A 15,506-nucleotide genomic window follows, 5' to 3' on the forward strand; every position below is an offset into this window, starting at 1 on the left:
GGGCACATTTTTTGCCAAAGGTAGGACCATGAAAGTTGTAAACTCTCTGAAGACTGCCAAGCTGCGCGATAAGAACTGCCGTGTTGTTCGTCGTCGCGGCCGGGTTTATGTCATCAACAAGAAGAACCCTCGCTTTAAAGCGCGTCAGGGCTAATCTTGTTCATTCTGACTATTTGGTCAGAGTGAAGTTAAGAAAAAAAACCGCCTCTCGAAAGAGAGAGCGGTTTTTTCTTTTTTTGATCGCTAAATTTCAAATATTCCGATCTGTCGCAAATATTGTGACGTAAACTCTTTATCTCCAGACTTGTTCTTGACGCAAAGTTAAGCGAGGCTATGGGCCTAATAATAAATCTGGAGAAACCTGATGAAGATGCCTGATCCTGATCAGTCGATCGTGGCGAAAAGAGATGAAATTGCGGAAGCCTTAAGGGAAATAGTTCCCGGCGAAGGCGTGATTTTAAGTGATCGGGAATTACAGGCATACGAATCAGACGGGCTTACGGCCTATCGCCAACCTCCTTTAATGGCTGTTCTGCCGCAAACCGTTGATCAGGTAAGTCAGGTGCTGGCGTATTGTCATGCCGAGGGCATTAAAGTTGTACCACGCGGATCAGGGACCTCTCTGTCTGGGGGGGCTTTGCCTTTGGCTGACGCAATTTTATTGTGTATGGGCAAATTTAATAAAATTGTTGACGTTGATTATGATAACCGTTGTGCAGTGGTTCAGCCGGGGGTCACGAACCTAGGCATTACAAAAGCTGTAGAGGGCAACGGGTTCTATTATGCCCCGGATCCTTCCAGCCAGATTGCCTGTTCTATTGGCGGCAACGTTGCTGAAAATGCTGGCGGCGTCCATTGCTTGAAATACGGACTTACCACCAACAATCTTTTGGGCATTGAAATGGTTTTGATTGACGGAACTGTTTTAAGGTTTGGAGGGAAACATCTGGATAGTCCCGGCTATGATCTCCTTGGGTTAATGACAGGTTCGGAGGGGCTTCTCGGGGTTGTGACGGAAGTAACGGTTCGTATTCTGCCCCAACCTGAAACAGCAAGAGCGCTCTTGCTTGGATTTTCCAGCTCGGAAAGTGCGGGGGATTGCGTTGCAGCCATCATATCTGATGGTATTATTCCTGGCGGCATGGAGATGATGGATAAACCAGCTATTAAAGCCGCGGAAGCATTCGTCAATGCAGGATATCCACTGGACGTTGAAGCGCTGCTTATTGTTGAGCTGGATGGCCCGCAGGCTGAAGTGGATTATTTGATTGATCAGGTATCCGCGATTGCTGAAAAATGCGGGGCGATCACCAGTCGTATTAGCCAGAATGAAGAAGAGCGACAACTCTTCTGGGCGGGTCGTAAAGCCGCTTTCCCAGCGGTGGGGCGTCTGACACCGGATTATTACTGTATGGATGGAACAATCCCCCGTAATAAGCTTCCCCTTGTCTTAAAGCGCATGCGAGAAATGAGTGAGCACTACGATCTACGCGTGGCGAACGTCTTCCATGCAGGAGATGGCAATCTTCACCCCTTAATTATGTACGATGCGAATAATCCTGGAGAGTTGGAAAAAGCCGAAGATTTCGGGTCTGATATTTTAAAACTCTGTGTTGAAGTGGGCGGTGTACTGACAGGTGAACACGGCGTAGGTGTAGAAAAACGGGACCTTATGCCGGAAATGTTTAATGAGATCGACTTGAAACAACAGCTGCGAGTGAAGTGTGCTTTCGACAGTAAGGCGCTTTTGAACCCGGGGAAGGTTTTTCCTGAACTGCACCGTTGTGCTGAACTGGGACGCATGCACATTCATAAAGGAAAGCTACCCTTTCCTGATATCCCACGCTTCTAGAGTTGTTCTGGAGTCATCCTGCTAGAAATAAAATCAGACGATCAGAAACGAATAATAAAAAACGTCACGAGAGTTTTTATGAGTCATATCAAGCCTGAAAATGCAGACCAATTAGAAGAAGCCATTAAATGGGTTTTATCCGAAGAAGAGAGTGTGGAAATCATCGGCTCTGGGAGTAAACAGAGGCTTGGGCGTTCTGTGGAAACCAGCCATCAACTGGATTTGTCTGCCTTAACCGGTATTACACTGTATGAACCAGAAGAACTCGTGTTATCGGCACGGGCAGGGACACCGTTGGTCGAGATTCAAGAAGAGTTGATCAAGAATAAACAGTACATGGCTTTTGAACCAATGGATTATGGCTCTCTTTTGAAGGGAGAACCCGATCCCGGAACGCTCGGTGGAATGGTTTCTTGTAATCTATCTGGCTCGCGTCGGCTAAAGGCCGGTGCTGCGAGAGATCATTTTCTGGGTTTTTCCGGAGTTTCTGGTCGGGGGGAAACATTTAAGTCGGGTGGTCGGGTGGTCAAGAATGTGACAGGCTATGACCTTATGAAGCTCATGGCGGGATCTTATGGGACCCTTGCTGTGATGAGTGATATTACAATTAAGGTATTGCCAGCCCCACCAGAAGAAAAAAGCTATGTCCTTTACGGCCTTACTGACGAGCAGGCAAACTGGGCGATGTCGGCTGCCTTGAACTCTTCGTGCGAGGTCTCTTCGGCAGCACATATTCCGCAGTCTATTTCCTCGAAAATTTCTTTTGAGGCAAAACCCCGAGCGATAACGGTGTTGAGGCTAGAAGGGCATGGACCATCAGTCACCTATAGGGCGGACAAATTGTCATCGCTTTTGGCAGATTTTGACACGGGAAGTTTAATTGCTGAGCGGGAAAGCAAGTCTTTGTGGCAAAAGCTACGTGATGCAGAAGTTTTTACAATTTCACCGGAGAGATCCGTTTGGCGAGTATCCTTGCCGCCTGCACAAGGCAGTATCTTTGTCGACAGTTTAAAACTAAGCGATCAGGCCGAGTACTACTATGACTGGGCTGGTGGGCTTATTTGGTTGTCCCTGACCGGAGATCATAATGCTTCTGTGCTTAGGGATAGATTAAAGAGCATGGGCGGACATGCCACTCTGGTAAGATCGGTTGAGGGAACGGACGACGCTGGATGCCCTCAGGATCCTCTTGCCCCAGGAGAGCATGCCCTAATGAAGCGCATAAAGGATAACTTTGATCCCAAAGCTATTCTAAACCCCGGCCGTTTATACGCAGATCTGTAGGAGAGACAAATGCAAACCAATTTTTCTCTCGCACAGTTGGCAGACCCTAATATTGAAGAAGCCGAAAGCATTCTGCGTAAGTGTGTGCACTGTGGATTTTGCACAGCAACCTGTCCCACTTATGTTCTGCTTGGGGACGAGTTAGATAGTCCTCGTGGGCGGATCTATTTGATTAAGGGTATGTTGGAAAAAGGTGAAGCAGCAACAGCAGAGGTGACAAAACATCTGGATCGTTGCTTATCTTGTCTATCCTGTATGACGACTTGCCCGTCAGGGGTGAACTATATGCATCTGGTGGATCATGCCCGAAACCACGTCGAGCATACCTATAAACGCCCTTTGTTTGAAAAGCTCCTCCGGAATCTTCTCAGCCATCTTATCCCTCGACCCTTTTGGTTTCGCGGGGCGTTGAACATTGCCTCTTTGACAAAACCGCTTGTGAAGAACTTTGTTTCGGGGCGAATAAAAGCATTGATTGACCTTGCGCCCAAAGACTTGCCCGCGGCAAGTGTTGTCGACCAACCTCAGACTTTCAAAGCGATTGCGGCGAAGAAAGGTCGCGTAGCATTGCTATCTGGTTGTGCGCAGACCGTTCTTGCCCCTTCGATCAATGAGGCAACGGTCAGGCTTTTAACAAGGCACGGTATCGAAATTGTCGTCGCCAAAGGCGTAGGTTGTTGCGGCTCACTTGTTCATCATATGGGCAAAGAGGAAATGGCGGAACAGCAGATGAAAGCTGCTATTCAAGGTTGGATGGCCGAAATTGAAAGTGAAGGGCTGGATGCTATTATTACGAATGCGTCTGGGTGCGGAACAACCATAAAAGATTACGGCTTTATGCTTCGGAATGATCCCAATTGGGCAGAGCGTGCAGCGAAGATCTCTGATCTTGCAAAGGATATCACTGAATATCTTGCTGAACTTGAACCTTTGGCGCTGGCGGATAAGGAGGACGATCAACCGGCAAAGATAGTTGCCTACCACGCACCTTGTTCAATTCAGCATGGTCAAAAGATCACCAAGCAACCAAAAGAACTTTTAACCGGGGCGGGTTTTGTCGTGCGCGATGTACCCGAGGGGCATCTGTGCTGTGGGTCGGCTGGGACTTATAATATAATGCAGCCAGAACTGGCTGAGAAGCTCCGTGATCGAAAAGTCAAAAACATCGAAACGCTTGCACCAGATATCATTGCGACGGGCAATATAGGGTGTCAGTGCCAGATTTCTTCGGGAACAGATATTCCCGTTGTTCATAACGTCGAACTCCTTGATTGGGCTACTGGCGGTCCTAAACCGGAAGTTCTGGATTGATAACGCTTAAGGTGACAAAGGGCTGGGTTGTAATTTATCAAGGGTTATCTAGATAAATCGCGAACCGGGAAGACGTGGTCCTCGAAGGGGACATGTCGTCTTCGAAAGCTTGTGCCTTCCAGATATTCCGGTTTGCTGATGCGGTCCATACGAAAATGGCGGAAATCTTCGCGCGCGGGATCCCAGGCTACCAAATACCACAGTGGTGGTAAGATCAGCATAGCTTGAGGTTCAACAATTCGGGTTGTTATGGCCCCTTTTGCATCGCGGTATCGGAAACTTAGTTGCAGCCGTTGAAGAAATGCGGTCTCGAATGCGGGCAACAGCCCAGGTTCTATAGTTTTCATATTTGATATGTCGACTTGGGGTGAAAGCTGTCCGACGTACAAACAATCCAGGAAACGGCGCAAGTCGCGTGCCTTGTCCGATGGCAGGGCTTTTTCTATCTTAGCAAGCCCTGCATCAGCGAGGGCTGAAAAGGGTAAGTTCCCGGCCGCTCGCATGGATGCGACGCTGATAAGAAGGGCAAAAATCTCAGTAACTGAGAGCCGCGCGGTGGTCTGAATTGATTGTGGATCAAGTTGCAAACCACCCCCGCGACCAGGCTCGGAATGAATGACAAAGCCTTCGTCGCGCAGCGCACTGATATCGCGCAATATTGTCCGCCTTGATGCACCAACCTCTTCTGCTAACTCAGCGATTGTCGAGGTGCCGTTGCGGCGAAGGCTACGCACAATGGCATCATGTCTGGGGCGAATATTCATTTTATAAGTTTATCAATAAATAGTGCCAGTATTTGTCACCATTTGGCTTTAGTCAATGATCATTCAAGTCACAAGGAGGTTTGCGATTGTAATGCACATCCCTAAATCTCTGAGACAAAAGCTAAAAGGAAATACAATGTCTATCTCAACCGATTTTCCAAACGCCACCTTTGTTTCCGTCAATGGCGTGGAACTGGAAGTCTTTGAAGCCGGCCAACAAAATACAGGAACCCCGATTGTCCTGTGTCATGGATGGCCAGAGCATGCTTTCTCTTGGCGTTATCAGATGCCCGCGCTTGCGGCAGCTGGTTACCATGTCATTGTTCCTAACCAACGAGGTTATGGCAATTCATCCAGTCCAAGCGAAGTAACAGACTATGACATTGAACACTTATCCGGTGATCTCGTAGCCCTCCTTGATCACTATGGATACGAAGATGCGACCTTTGTTGGTCATGATTGGGGGGCAATGGTCGTCTGGGGGGTGACTTTGTTGCACCCCGATCGAGTAAACAAAGTCATAAACCTGTCCTTGCCTTACCAAGAGCGCGGAGAAAAGCCTTGGATCGAGTTTATGGAAGAGTTTTTTGGTGACGACTTCTATTTTGTCCACTTTAACCGACAGCCGGGTGTTGCGGACGCAGTGTTGGATAAAAACACATCCCGGTTTCTTCGTAATATGTTCCGCAAAAATGTCCTCCCAGCTCCGCCTCAACCAGGTATGATGATGATCAATCTTGCTGAAACAAAAATGCCTCTGGGTGAGCCGATCATGGGTGACAGTGATCTTGCCGTTTTTGTCGCTGCTTTTAAAGGAACAGGTTTCACAGGCAGCATAAATTGGTACAGGAACCTTGATCGTAACTGGCACCAGTTGGCAGATGTAGATCCCGTCATTCAACAGCCTGCACTGATGATTTATGGTGACCGGGACCCCATCGCGAAGTCTGAAAATCTATCCGATTTTGTGCCTAATGTTGACGTGGTTAATCTGGACTGTGGTCATTGGATCCAGCAAGAGAAACCGGAAGAAGTGAACCAAACGATTTTAAACTGGCTGGCACAACAAAATCAGAGCTAATACGAAGAGTGTTGCGATAGGAAAATAAAGAAGTATCTGAGAACATTGGTAATTATTTTATAGCATATTTTATAAAATAATTGAACTTGAGCTGTAATCGGTCTGGCAAAGTTAATTTACCCAGAGTAGTCTGAGTTTCTCTGGTTAGGATTTCCAAAATGACACGTGACACTCTTCAGGGCGTACTTCTGGCTCTGGCCGCATTTTTATGGTGGGGGCTGACACCACTATATTTCAAACAGATAGAGGCGGCTGGACCTCTGGAGGTTCTGAGCCATCGTGTGATTTGGTCTTTAGTTCTTCTTGCTATCTTGCTGTTCGCACGGAAAAGATGGCCTGAGATTAAAGCAGTTTTCAGTTCGCCAAAGATTTGGGTCTGGCTGCTATTGACAGCGGTACTTATTGCGGTGAATTGGCTGGTCTTCATCTGGTCGATTTCAAATGGACACTTGGTCGAAGCAAGTCTTGGGTATTATATCAATCCTTTGGTTAACGTCCTTCTTGGTGTTGTCATACTTGGGGAGCGGCTAAAGTTATTACAGGGAATCGCAGTGGGGTTAGCGGCTGTCGCCGTAGGCTATTTGACTTATATAGGGGGCGAATTTCCCTGGATTTCTTTAATATTAGCAATGTCATTCGGGTTTTACGGGTTGATTAGAAAGCGTTTGCCTGTCGGGGCCCAAGTCGGGCTTTTTGCGGAAACGATAATGGTTACACCGATTGCGTTGGGCTACCTGATCTGGATTGGAGGGCAAAATGAGATGGTCTATATTGCTGGTGGTGTCGATATCAGCTTGTTGTTGATGTTGGCGGGTGTTGTAACAACTGTACCTCTTGTGTGCTTTGCCGCAGCAGCCAGACGTTTGAACTATTCAACAATTGGGATGATTCAATATGTTGGACCCACGGTTAATCTACTCTTGGCAGTATTACTTTTTGGCGAAGCCTTTACAGAAGTGCATGCCATATCTTTCGGATTGATCTGGTTTGCCGTCTTCTTGTTTAGTGCACAGTCATTTATGGATATGAAACGGACAAAAAAGCAGGTTGCACTTTAGGCAACCTGCTTCGTTTCGTGTGTATAGCGCTGTTCGGTGGTCTTAGCCTTTTGGCATAATGACAATTGCACGGAAATCGTTGACGTTTGTCCGTGTCGGTCCGGTGATGATAAGATCATCAAGGGCTTGAAAAAAGCTATACCCGTCATTATTGGCAAGATGTTCTTTCGCGCTGATACCAATTTTTTCAGCACGTTCAAGCGTATCAGGGCTCAAGATAGCGCCAGCATTGTCTTCACTGCCGTCGATCCCGTCTGTGTCACAGGCAAGGGCATAAATATCTGCCATGCCGTTTAATTCTACCGCTAGTGCGAGCAGGAATTCTGCATTCCGGCCCCCGCGACCGTTGCCTTTGACTGTCACGGTTGTCTCACCACCAGATAGCAGAACACAAGGTGCCTGTGCGGGTTGATCGTGGTTTGCGACCTGTCTGGAAATCGCGGCCATAACCTTGGCAACTTCCCGTGCTTCCCCTTCGATTGAATCGCCAAGGATCACAGGGGTAAAACCATGCTTTTCAGCAACAATTTTTGCCGCATTAAGGGAATCCTGAGGACGGGAAATCATGTGCATTGAACAGTTGGCAAAAATCGGGTCGTTTGGCTTGGGCGTTTCGTTAGTCGCCTTTTCCAAATGTGTGGCAACCGATGCAGGTGGTGTAATGTCGTATTTGGCCAGAATAGCGCGGGTATCTGCAAAGGTGCTAGGATCTGGAACTGTTGGGCCGGATGCGATGACATCGGGATCATCACCGGGCACGTCAGAGATCAAAAGACTAACCATCTGTGCCGGGGCCGCAGCGGCGGCAAGTTGACCGCCTTTAATGGCAGACAGGTGTTTACGCACCGTGTTCATTTCGATGATGTTTGCGCCGGATTTCAGCAAGGCTTTGTTGATTGTCTGCTTGGCTTCAAGGGGCAGGCCGTCAGCGGGCAGAGCCAACAAAGATGAGCCTCCGCCGGATATAAGGCAGAGAACAAGGTCATCTTCACTGAGGCCCTGCACCATTTTATAGATCCGCTTTGCTGCTTCACGACCAGCTGCATCCGGTACAGGATGGGCGGCTTCGACGACTTCGATGCGGGTGCATTTTTCGCCCTCGGGCATGTCGTGGTCATAGCGAGTTACGACAAGGCCTTCGATCGGCCCGGCCCAATTTTCTTCGACAGCTTTGGCCATGGCAGCAGCGGCTTTGCCGGCGCCTATCACCACGGTTTTTCCTTTGGGTGGTTTGGGCAAATAATCAGGCACAGCCAATCGGGGATCTGCCGCATCCAGACCAGCCTGAAAGAGATCACGTAGGAACTTTTTAGGGGATATCGCGTTCATCTACAGGGCCTTCGCTTAACAAGTGTCATAAACCAGAGATGCCTTTATGGAAATGAACAGGGGTATTCGTCAAGAGAAGCCTTCGGAATAACTGTTATTCCTGCCTTTCTTTGACGTTGTGATGAAAAAACTGGTCGGTTTTTGTCTTTGATGCTAGATAGCTTACCTAACTTTGCACGCAAAAGCTTTCAGCTGTGATGGGGAAGTAATCTCTGATGTTCGTGGGCTGGTGATGCGATGGCAAAAATTCCTCTGGAAATCACACCAAGCTAATACAATATTGAGGAAGGCATAAAAGCCTTGAGTTCAGTGGTATTGGGCATAGAGTATCGGCGTAAAATCAGGGCCTCATCATAAGGCCTGAATTAAGGTAAAAGTAATAGGAAGATAATGGATATCCAAATTCTGGCTTCGGATGAACCAAGTCCGGTGAGCGTTATTAATGAATATGCTGAAACCCCTTTTGTTTTTCTCTGTGATCACGCGACATCTTTTATTCCAAAATCCCGCAAGAACCTTGGCGTCGAAGATCACCATCTGACCCGGCATGTGGCCTATGATATCGGTATCAAAGGTGTGACCGAGGGGGTCGCTAATCATTTCAAATCTCGGGCAATCTTTAGTAACTTTTCTCGCCTTCTGGTCGATCCGAACCGCAAGCTGGATAACGATGCCCTGATGCCTTTGGTTAGCGACGGATGTCATGTTCCTGCAAATCAGGATATGCCAGAGGCAGAGCGAGAAGCCCGCTTAAACGCTTTTTATTGGCCCTATCACAATCAAATTCAGACGACGCTGGATAACATGATTGAACAAGGGCAGGTGCCAATCATCGTGTCCATGCACAGTATGACCCATGAAATGGCGGGTGTTGCCCGTCCGTGGCCTGTCTGCGTGTTGTGGAACCAAGATCCTCGCATTCCGGTGCCTTTGATTGAAACTTTTACGCAACAAGGCTTTAACTGTGGGGACAACGTGCCCTACACTGGACGGGATGGTCATGGCTATACAATGGAGATGCACGCGGATCGACGGGGACTACCCAATGTCCTGATTGAAATTCGTCAGGATCTAATTTCAGATCAGGCGGGCATAGATCAATGGACGACCCATATGATCAATGCCTTTGAAGAGGTTTTGCATTGCCCGTCGCTTAAAGAAATAAAGTGCTATCTATAAAAATAAGCACAAAAAGAAATACCTTGTTTTGGGAGAAGAAAAATCATGAACGAGCAAACCAAGCTGGAGCTGGAAGCAGCGGCGTTCAGACGCCTTGTTTCGCACTTGCAAGATCGAACAGACGTTCAGAATATTGATATGATGAACCTCGCCGGATTTTGTCGAAACTGTTTGTCTAAATGGTATATGGCCGCCGCCGAAGAAAAAGGCGAGGCCATGGACTACGGGCAGGCGCGCGAAATTGTCTATGGTATGCCTTATGACGAATGGAAATCGAAGCACCAGTTGGAAGCAACGGCTGAACAAAAAGCGGCCTTTGAGAAAAGCAAACCCGCGCACGATTAATCTTGCAAGTCAGTTAAGGCAACCATTAAGCAGACTGTGGTAAGCGAGAGACATCTTGTTAAAAAAGTCTCCTTGGCTACTGCGGGGCATTGCCAAAGTAGAAGCAGGGCGCTAATTTCCGCACAGACAATTTATGAGACAACTCATTACACGTGATTTTATAAAAGGGCCCCGGGCATGAGCGATTTCGAATCAAGCTACGAAGAAAATACTTCTGACGAAAGCCAGTCAGATGATATGGCAACAGAAACAACAAGTTCCTCTAGCGCAGCGCCCGTGCCAGGTGAAATCGCTGGTGTAACGGCGGACCGTCTTCGCGGATTTATCGAGCGCGTTGAGCGTCTGGAAGAAGAGAAAAAAGGCATCGCTGACGACATCAAAGAAGTCTATGCCGAATCTAAAGCGCTTGGTTTCGACACCAAAATTATGCGCAAGATCGTCTCTCTCCGCAAACTGGAACAGCAAGAGCGCATGGAGCAAGAAGAGCTTATTGATGTTTATAAGCATGCTCTTGGTATGGTGTAATCTCACCGCACATCGTTGAAGAAAAAGCCCGCCAATCGGCGGGTTTTTTTGTGAGATTTGAATAGGGGAGCTTTTAGGTTCTACCGATTGTTATACCTGTTCAGAGTAGAAATGCTAATTGTCTCCTAAATGTTGTTGTGCCATACACTTGAGATTACATGTTATGCGTGAGTTTTTTGTATGATTTTAGTGGTGAAATTCTGTGAAAAATATCGGTTATAGTTATTTATTTATGATTGTTTTTAGCTGTTTGGCTGTCCCACTAAGAGCTCATGCAGATTCTGGCTTTACAAACGACATATCAAGAGAAGAGTATTGTCGCGAGTTTAAGAAACTCGTCTTCCCAAATGATGATGCTTATTTTTCGCGTTGGAATAGCCATGAACTTAAGGTTTTTCTTGATGGCGAAGATGCAGAAGTAGCTTATGCAAAAGAACTGTTCGCAAAATTTGAACAGTTAACCAATGTTAAAATTGTTTATACATCGAAAAAAGTAAGTATTGCTCTTGTTTTTTGGGAAGACATATATCGCTATGCGCTGGTTACTGGCGAGAAGTTGTTTAAAAACAGGTATCCTAAAAAATTAGATTTATACGAATACTATAAGGAAAATGCTGAAATAGGTCATTGGAATTTTTTCCTTCAGGATAAAACCCCGACAAGTAAGCAGATGGTTTATAATGTTGGAATATTTGAAACTTCTATTAGTACAAAATCTATAGAAATTTTTGAAGAAAATAAAAAAACTATAGAACTTGCCGTTACTGCATCCTTGTTCCCTTATAATAGCGATGATGTCACTATCAACCTTACCGATGTTGAGGCAGAAGAATTTTCCCCACTAATCAATTCGTCTCATACGCCTTTGATTCAATATTGGTATGGCCTCAATGCGATGGTGCCTGGTATTCAAGAAGAACAAGTTGTTTGTATAGAATGATTTTTACTCAAACCTCCTCAGGCACAAGTGTCTTCTGCAATGTCTGATAATCTGTTTTACCTGTGCCTAGGACGGGGATTTTATCCATAATTTCGATTTCGCGGGGGATCATCAGTTCGCTGATACCTTGTTCTTGTGCTTCTTTTAACAGAATGGCGCGGGTAGCGTCCGGGCATTCTGTGGCGAGGATCAGTTGTTCACCTTTTTTGATATCCGGGCGTGCGATGACGGCGTGCATAAAGCCGGGCCAGATTTTACCCGCGAGATCTTCTGCTGCCGTCAACGAGACCATTTCGCCTGCGATTTTGGCAAAGCGTTTGGCGCGGCCCTGAATGGTGATAAAGCCATCAATGTCCATGACGACAATGTCCCCGGTGTCGTACCAGCCGTCTTCGGGTGGTTGAAGCTGTCCGGGGGCTTCGGCGCGCAGATATCCCTTCATGACGTTGGGGCCTTTGACAAAGAGGCGTCCGCCCGTGGGGATACCGGGAACAGGTTCCAGCCTGCTTTCAATGCCGGGCAAGAAGCGCCCGACGGTGCCCGCTTTGTATTGCAGTGGCGTGTTGGTAGACAGGACCGGAGAGGTCTCTGTCGCGCCGTAGCCTTCCAAAATTCTCAGGCCGAACTTCTCTGACCAGGTTTTTCTGGTGCTGTCCTTAACCTTTTCCGCCCCGGCAAAGATATGCCGTACTGAGTAGAAGTCGTAAGGGTGGGCAACGCGGGCATAACCTGTCAGGAAGGTATCTGTGCCAAAGACAATGGTCGCGTTGGTGTCGTAGACAAGGGCTGGAACGATACGATAGTGGAGCGGCGAGGGATAGAGGAAGGTTTTAATGCCCGAGAGGATCGGCAGCAGAAGACCGCCTGTTAAGCCAAATGAGTGGAAAATGGGTAGGGCATTGAAAACGGTGTCCGTCGAGTTGAAATCGACCACGGCGGCAAGCTGGTTTCTGTTAGAGAGAAGGTTGTTGTGACTGAGCATGACGCCCTTTGGCACACCTTCTGATCCTGATGTGAACAGAAGGACAGCTGCATCGTTACTCTCTGGTACAGATTTATTGTGGAATGATCTGGCGAAGTGGCTTTTTACCCAACCGCAAAGCTTGTTGCCGAGAGAGATTTCCTCTTTGAGATCTTCGAGATAAACAATCTTGTGTTCACGACCCAGCGCATCAGCCAGATCATCAAGCCGTCCGAGTTCAATGAACTTACGGGATGTGATGATGGTTTTGATCTCTGCTGTTTTACAACAGGACAACAGGTTCTTTTCGCCCATGGTAAAGTTGAGCATGGCCCCGACGCGTCCGATAGCCTGTATCGCAAAGAATGATACTGCGGCTGCCGAGGAGTTGGGCAGCAACAGACCAACAATCTCCTGCGGTTTTGTAAGGTTGGCAAACTTGTCGCCGAGAACAAAACTGGATGTGATGAGTTTGTCGTAAGAAAGCGGCGAACGTTGAATGTCTTCGACAACAGCGGCGTCACCACCGTGAATATCACGGGCATCCAACAGGCTCTTGAACAGGCCGCCTTCTGGTGGGCACGAGGTAAACGCGGTTTCGCTCATCAAATCGTGGAGCCCCACGCTGATGGCTGAACGACGTTCTCTGCCGCGAATATCTTCACTGAGGCGAAGTTTTTTGGGTGGATGGATGGTGATAATAACTTTGGGGAACCAGCGTTGGCGTATTTTACCTTTGAGACGTGAGAAGGGGGTGTATTGCGCACCTTCGATATTAACGGGCAACAAAGGGGCATCTGCGTGATCCGCAATCATGCCAGGACCTTCGAATATCTTCATCATGCCCCCGGTGACAGTAATACGTCCTTCGGGGAAGATCACACAGCGCTTGCCAGATTTGACCACATTAATCATGGTCTTGGTTGCCATGGGATTGGTCGGGTCGATCGGATAGGAATCAACGACGGATAGGAAAGGTTTTACCCACCAACGCTGAGCGACATAGGTATCTATCGCAAAGGTGGGACGGCCGGGTAAGAAAGCGGCAAGAAGAATACCATCGAGAAAAGAAACATGGTTGATGACGATAACGGCCTTGGGGCCAAGATCCTTGAGATTTTCTTCGCCTCTGACTTCCACGCGGAAACAGATTTTTAGTATGAGTCTGAAGAAAAGTTTTGTCGGAACTTCGGGCAGGAGTTTGCAGACATAGAGAGCGACGAAAAGGTTGAGTATCCCAACGATCAGGAATATTTCAGGAATAGTAAAGCCAAGCATGAACAGGCCCGTTGCCCCAATGGCTGAGACAACCATAAACAGGGCATTGACGATATTGTTGCTGGCAATATTCCTTGCCCGGTGACTTTCGCTACTTTCATGTTGAAGGATGGCATAGAGCGGCACGATATAGAGGCCACCGCTAATAGAGATAAGCAGCAGATCAATCAGAACTCGGATTAATTCGGGGCGTTGGAAGTATTCTGCGAGGCCAATCAACGAGGATGACGCGGGTGTTATGGTGTTAGATGCGAGATACAGGTCAAAGCTGAAAAGCGATAGCCCCAGAGCGCCAAAGGGAACGTAACGTGCTGTGATTTCACCTTTGAGCAGCTTGTTGCATATTAGCGAGCCGAGAGCGATACCGATAGAAAACATGGTGAGAAAGAGAACGCTGATCAACTCGTTTCCACCAATAATTTGCTTTGCCAATGGCGTGAATAGAGAAAGAAACGTTGCACCAAAAAACCAGAACCAAGAAATTCCCATGATAGAGAGAAAGACCGGGCGATTGCCCGCGCTGTGTTTAACCAGATTATAGGTTTCTGCAAGAAAGTTTGGGTTGATTTTTAGGGAAGGTTCAGAGGCTTCGGCTCTGGGAATGAAGTAGCTCGTGACAAGGCCGATCATGGACAGAGCTATGATGAGGAGGGAGACAGTCATCAAGCCATCCTCTGTCATAATAACAATGCCGCCGATGATTGTGCCGATCAAAATGGATAAGAATGTTCCTGCTTCGACCAGCCCGTTTGCACCGATAAGCTCTTCATCACGCATGTGATCAGGAAGAATACTGTATTTAAGGGGACCAAAGAAGGCTGACTGTGTTCCCATTAAGAACAAGACGACCATCAGATAGACGGGGGAGTTCGTCAAAAAGCCATAACTGGCAAGCCCCATAATGATTATTTCAAGGTACTTTGTAAGGCGAATTAAACGTGATTTTTCAAACTTGTCTGCAATTTGACCTGCGATAGCAGAGAAGAGAAAGAAGGGAAGAATAAAGATGCCCGCAGCCTGGGTGACCATTGCCTTTGCTTCTTCCGGGGACAGGTGGAGCATCTTGTATGTAATCAAGACAACGAGGGCATTTTTAAAGAGGTTATCGTTTAAAGCCCCCAATGCCTGAGTGAGGAAAAGAGGCAGAAAACGTTTGCTCTGCAAAAGATGTAATAGATTTTCACCACCAGATTCTTTGGACTGAGGTTGATTTGCCAAAGTTTTGTCTTCTCTGTTTTTATCGTCTGGGGACATCCCTAGCTACTCCGCCTCTTTATTGTCTTTTGCTGTATAGTGCCGAATTGTTTTGAAGATTTAAACTAACTTTGTGTTTTTACTTATTTAAGCATAAGTGAGTAATCACTCATAATTGTAGCCTTTTCAATTTAAAGTCAAGTGTGGGGTTGGAAATTGTTGTGTCAAAGAATGAAAATTTACAAATTTAGATAAAAATGGTCGTTAATAGAAATGTTATAAATAAACTGTTAATCAGTTAAATGAGTATTGGTTTTATTATTCTTCAAATTGTTCTTCTTATTGTTTTTATTGGGTTATATCTATTTATCTGTGCTTTAGGATCAACGAATGAGGTCTGTTTCC

The 15,506-nt window shown here is 47.0% G+C and carries 13 protein-coding genes; 10 read left to right on the forward strand and 3 right to left on the reverse strand.

Features of this window, described 5'->3' with window-relative positions:
* Positions 1–28 precede the first annotated feature (28 nt).
* From ykgO to glcF, 4 genes are all read left to right on the forward strand, one after another.
* Positions 29–154, forward strand: a complete 126-nt coding sequence (gene ykgO / locus ACN0QW_RS02150) for a type B 50S ribosomal protein L36 (RefSeq protein ID WP_046503444.1) — start codon at positions 29–31, stop codon at positions 152–154.
* Between the two features lie 210 nt (positions 155–364).
* Complete coding sequence (locus ACN0QW_RS02155; RefSeq protein WP_417428365.1) at positions 365–1,852, forward strand: FAD-linked oxidase C-terminal domain-containing protein; 1,488 nt, start codon at positions 365–367, stop codon at positions 1,850–1,852.
* Positions 1,853–1,930: 78 nt separating this feature from the next.
* On the forward strand, positions 1,931–3,136 hold the full coding sequence (locus tag ACN0QW_RS02160; protein WP_417428367.1) for an FAD-binding protein: 1,206 nt from the start codon (positions 1,931–1,933) through the stop codon (positions 3,134–3,136).
* 9 nt (positions 3,137–3,145) lie between these two features.
* Entirely contained in the window at positions 3,146–4,447 is a 1,302-nt protein-coding gene (glcF, locus tag ACN0QW_RS02165; protein ID WP_417428369.1) for a glycolate oxidase subunit GlcF, read from the forward strand.
* A 44-nt stretch (positions 4,448–4,491) separates the two neighbouring features.
* Here glcF and ACN0QW_RS02170 read toward each other — a convergent pair whose 3' ends face one another.
* A complete protein-coding gene (locus ACN0QW_RS02170; protein ID WP_417428371.1) occupies positions 4,492–5,211 on the reverse strand; it encodes a helix-turn-helix transcriptional regulator in 720 nt (239 codons plus the stop codon).
* A gap of 136 nt (positions 5,212–5,347) precedes the next feature.
* Here ACN0QW_RS02170 and ACN0QW_RS02175 point away from each other — a divergent pair, with 136 nt between their 5' ends.
* Positions 5,348–6,292, forward strand: a complete 945-nt coding sequence (locus tag ACN0QW_RS02175) for an alpha/beta fold hydrolase (RefSeq protein ID WP_417428373.1) — start codon at positions 5,348–5,350, stop codon at positions 6,290–6,292.
* Between the two features lie 158 nt (positions 6,293–6,450).
* Positions 6,451–7,350 (forward strand): EamA family transporter RarD, encoded by a 900-nt coding sequence (gene rarD / locus ACN0QW_RS02180; RefSeq protein WP_417428375.1) that lies wholly within the window; start codon positions 6,451–6,453, stop codon positions 7,348–7,350.
* 42 nt (positions 7,351–7,392) lie between these two features.
* On the opposite strand, the gene ACN0QW_RS02185 is transcribed toward rarD, so the two are convergent.
* On the reverse strand, positions 7,393–8,679 hold the full coding sequence (locus tag ACN0QW_RS02185) for a glycerate kinase type-2 family protein (RefSeq protein WP_417428377.1): 1,287 nt from the start codon (positions 8,677–8,679) through the stop codon (positions 7,393–7,395).
* A 390-nt stretch (positions 8,680–9,069) separates the two neighbouring features.
* Here ACN0QW_RS02185 and ACN0QW_RS02190 point away from each other — a divergent pair, with 390 nt between their 5' ends.
* The 4 genes from ACN0QW_RS02190 to ACN0QW_RS02205 all read left to right on the forward strand — a co-directional run bounded on the left by ACN0QW_RS02190 (position 9,070) and on the right by ACN0QW_RS02205 (position 11,668).
* Positions 9,070–9,858, forward strand: coding sequence for an N-formylglutamate amidohydrolase (locus tag ACN0QW_RS02190; protein WP_417428379.1), 789 nt, complete (start codon positions 9,070–9,072; stop codon positions 9,856–9,858).
* Positions 9,859–9,903: 45 nt separating this feature from the next.
* The gene (locus ACN0QW_RS02195) at positions 9,904–10,203 is read left to right on the forward strand and encodes a DUF1244 domain-containing protein (RefSeq protein WP_417428381.1); all 300 of its coding nucleotides are present in this window, start codon (positions 9,904–9,906) and stop codon (positions 10,201–10,203) included.
* Positions 10,204–10,380: 177 nt separating this feature from the next.
* Entirely contained in the window at positions 10,381–10,728 is a 348-nt protein-coding gene (locus ACN0QW_RS02200; protein ID WP_299380525.1) for a DUF2312 domain-containing protein, read from the forward strand.
* Between the two features lie 202 nt (positions 10,729–10,930).
* Complete coding sequence (locus tag ACN0QW_RS02205) at positions 10,931–11,668, forward strand: hypothetical protein (protein WP_299380527.1); 738 nt, start codon at positions 10,931–10,933, stop codon at positions 11,666–11,668.
* A 7-nt stretch (positions 11,669–11,675) separates the two neighbouring features.
* Here ACN0QW_RS02205 and ACN0QW_RS02210 read toward each other — a convergent pair whose 3' ends face one another.
* Complete coding sequence (locus tag ACN0QW_RS02210) at positions 11,676–15,161, reverse strand: acyl-[ACP]--phospholipid O-acyltransferase (protein ID WP_417428383.1); 3,486 nt, start codon at positions 15,159–15,161, stop codon at positions 11,676–11,678.
* Positions 15,162–15,506 lie beyond the last annotated feature (345 nt).

The organism is Kiloniella sp., from assembly GCF_048259265.1.
In the GTDB taxonomy this organism is placed as follows: Bacteria; Pseudomonadota; Alphaproteobacteria; order Kiloniellales; family Kiloniellaceae; genus Kiloniella.

Excerpts from the sequence above, each read along its gene's own strand:
- ykgO (WP_046503444.1), top strand. The coding sequence starts at position 29 with ATGAAAGTTGTAAACTCTCTGAAGACTGCCAAGCTGCGCGATAAGAAC.
- ACN0QW_RS02155 (WP_417428365.1), top strand. The coding sequence starts at position 365 with ATGAAGATGCCTGATCCTGATCAGTCGATCGTGGCGAAAAGAGATGAA.
- ACN0QW_RS02160 (WP_417428367.1), top strand. The coding sequence starts at position 1,931 with ATGAGTCATATCAAGCCTGAAAATGCAGACCAATTAGAAGAAGCCATT.
- glcF (WP_417428369.1), top strand. The coding sequence starts at position 3,146 with ATGCAAACCAATTTTTCTCTCGCACAGTTGGCAGACCCTAATATTGAA.
- ACN0QW_RS02170 (WP_417428371.1), bottom strand. The coding sequence starts at position 5,211 with ATGAATATTCGCCCCAGACATGATGCCATTGTGCGTAGCCTTCGCCGC.
- ACN0QW_RS02175 (WP_417428373.1), top strand. The coding sequence starts at position 5,348 with ATGTCTATCTCAACCGATTTTCCAAACGCCACCTTTGTTTCCGTCAAT.
- rarD (WP_417428375.1), top strand. The coding sequence starts at position 6,451 with ATGACACGTGACACTCTTCAGGGCGTACTTCTGGCTCTGGCCGCATTT.
- ACN0QW_RS02185 (WP_417428377.1), bottom strand. The coding sequence starts at position 8,679 with ATGAACGCGATATCCCCTAAAAAGTTCCTACGTGATCTCTTTCAGGCT.
- ACN0QW_RS02190 (WP_417428379.1), top strand. The coding sequence starts at position 9,070 with ATGGATATCCAAATTCTGGCTTCGGATGAACCAAGTCCGGTGAGCGTT.
- ACN0QW_RS02195 (WP_417428381.1), top strand. The coding sequence starts at position 9,904 with ATGAACGAGCAAACCAAGCTGGAGCTGGAAGCAGCGGCGTTCAGACGC.
- ACN0QW_RS02200 (WP_299380525.1), top strand. The coding sequence starts at position 10,381 with ATGAGCGATTTCGAATCAAGCTACGAAGAAAATACTTCTGACGAAAGC.
- ACN0QW_RS02210 (WP_417428383.1), bottom strand. The coding sequence starts at position 15,161 with ATGTCCCCAGACGATAAAAACAGAGAAGACAAAACTTTGGCAAATCAA.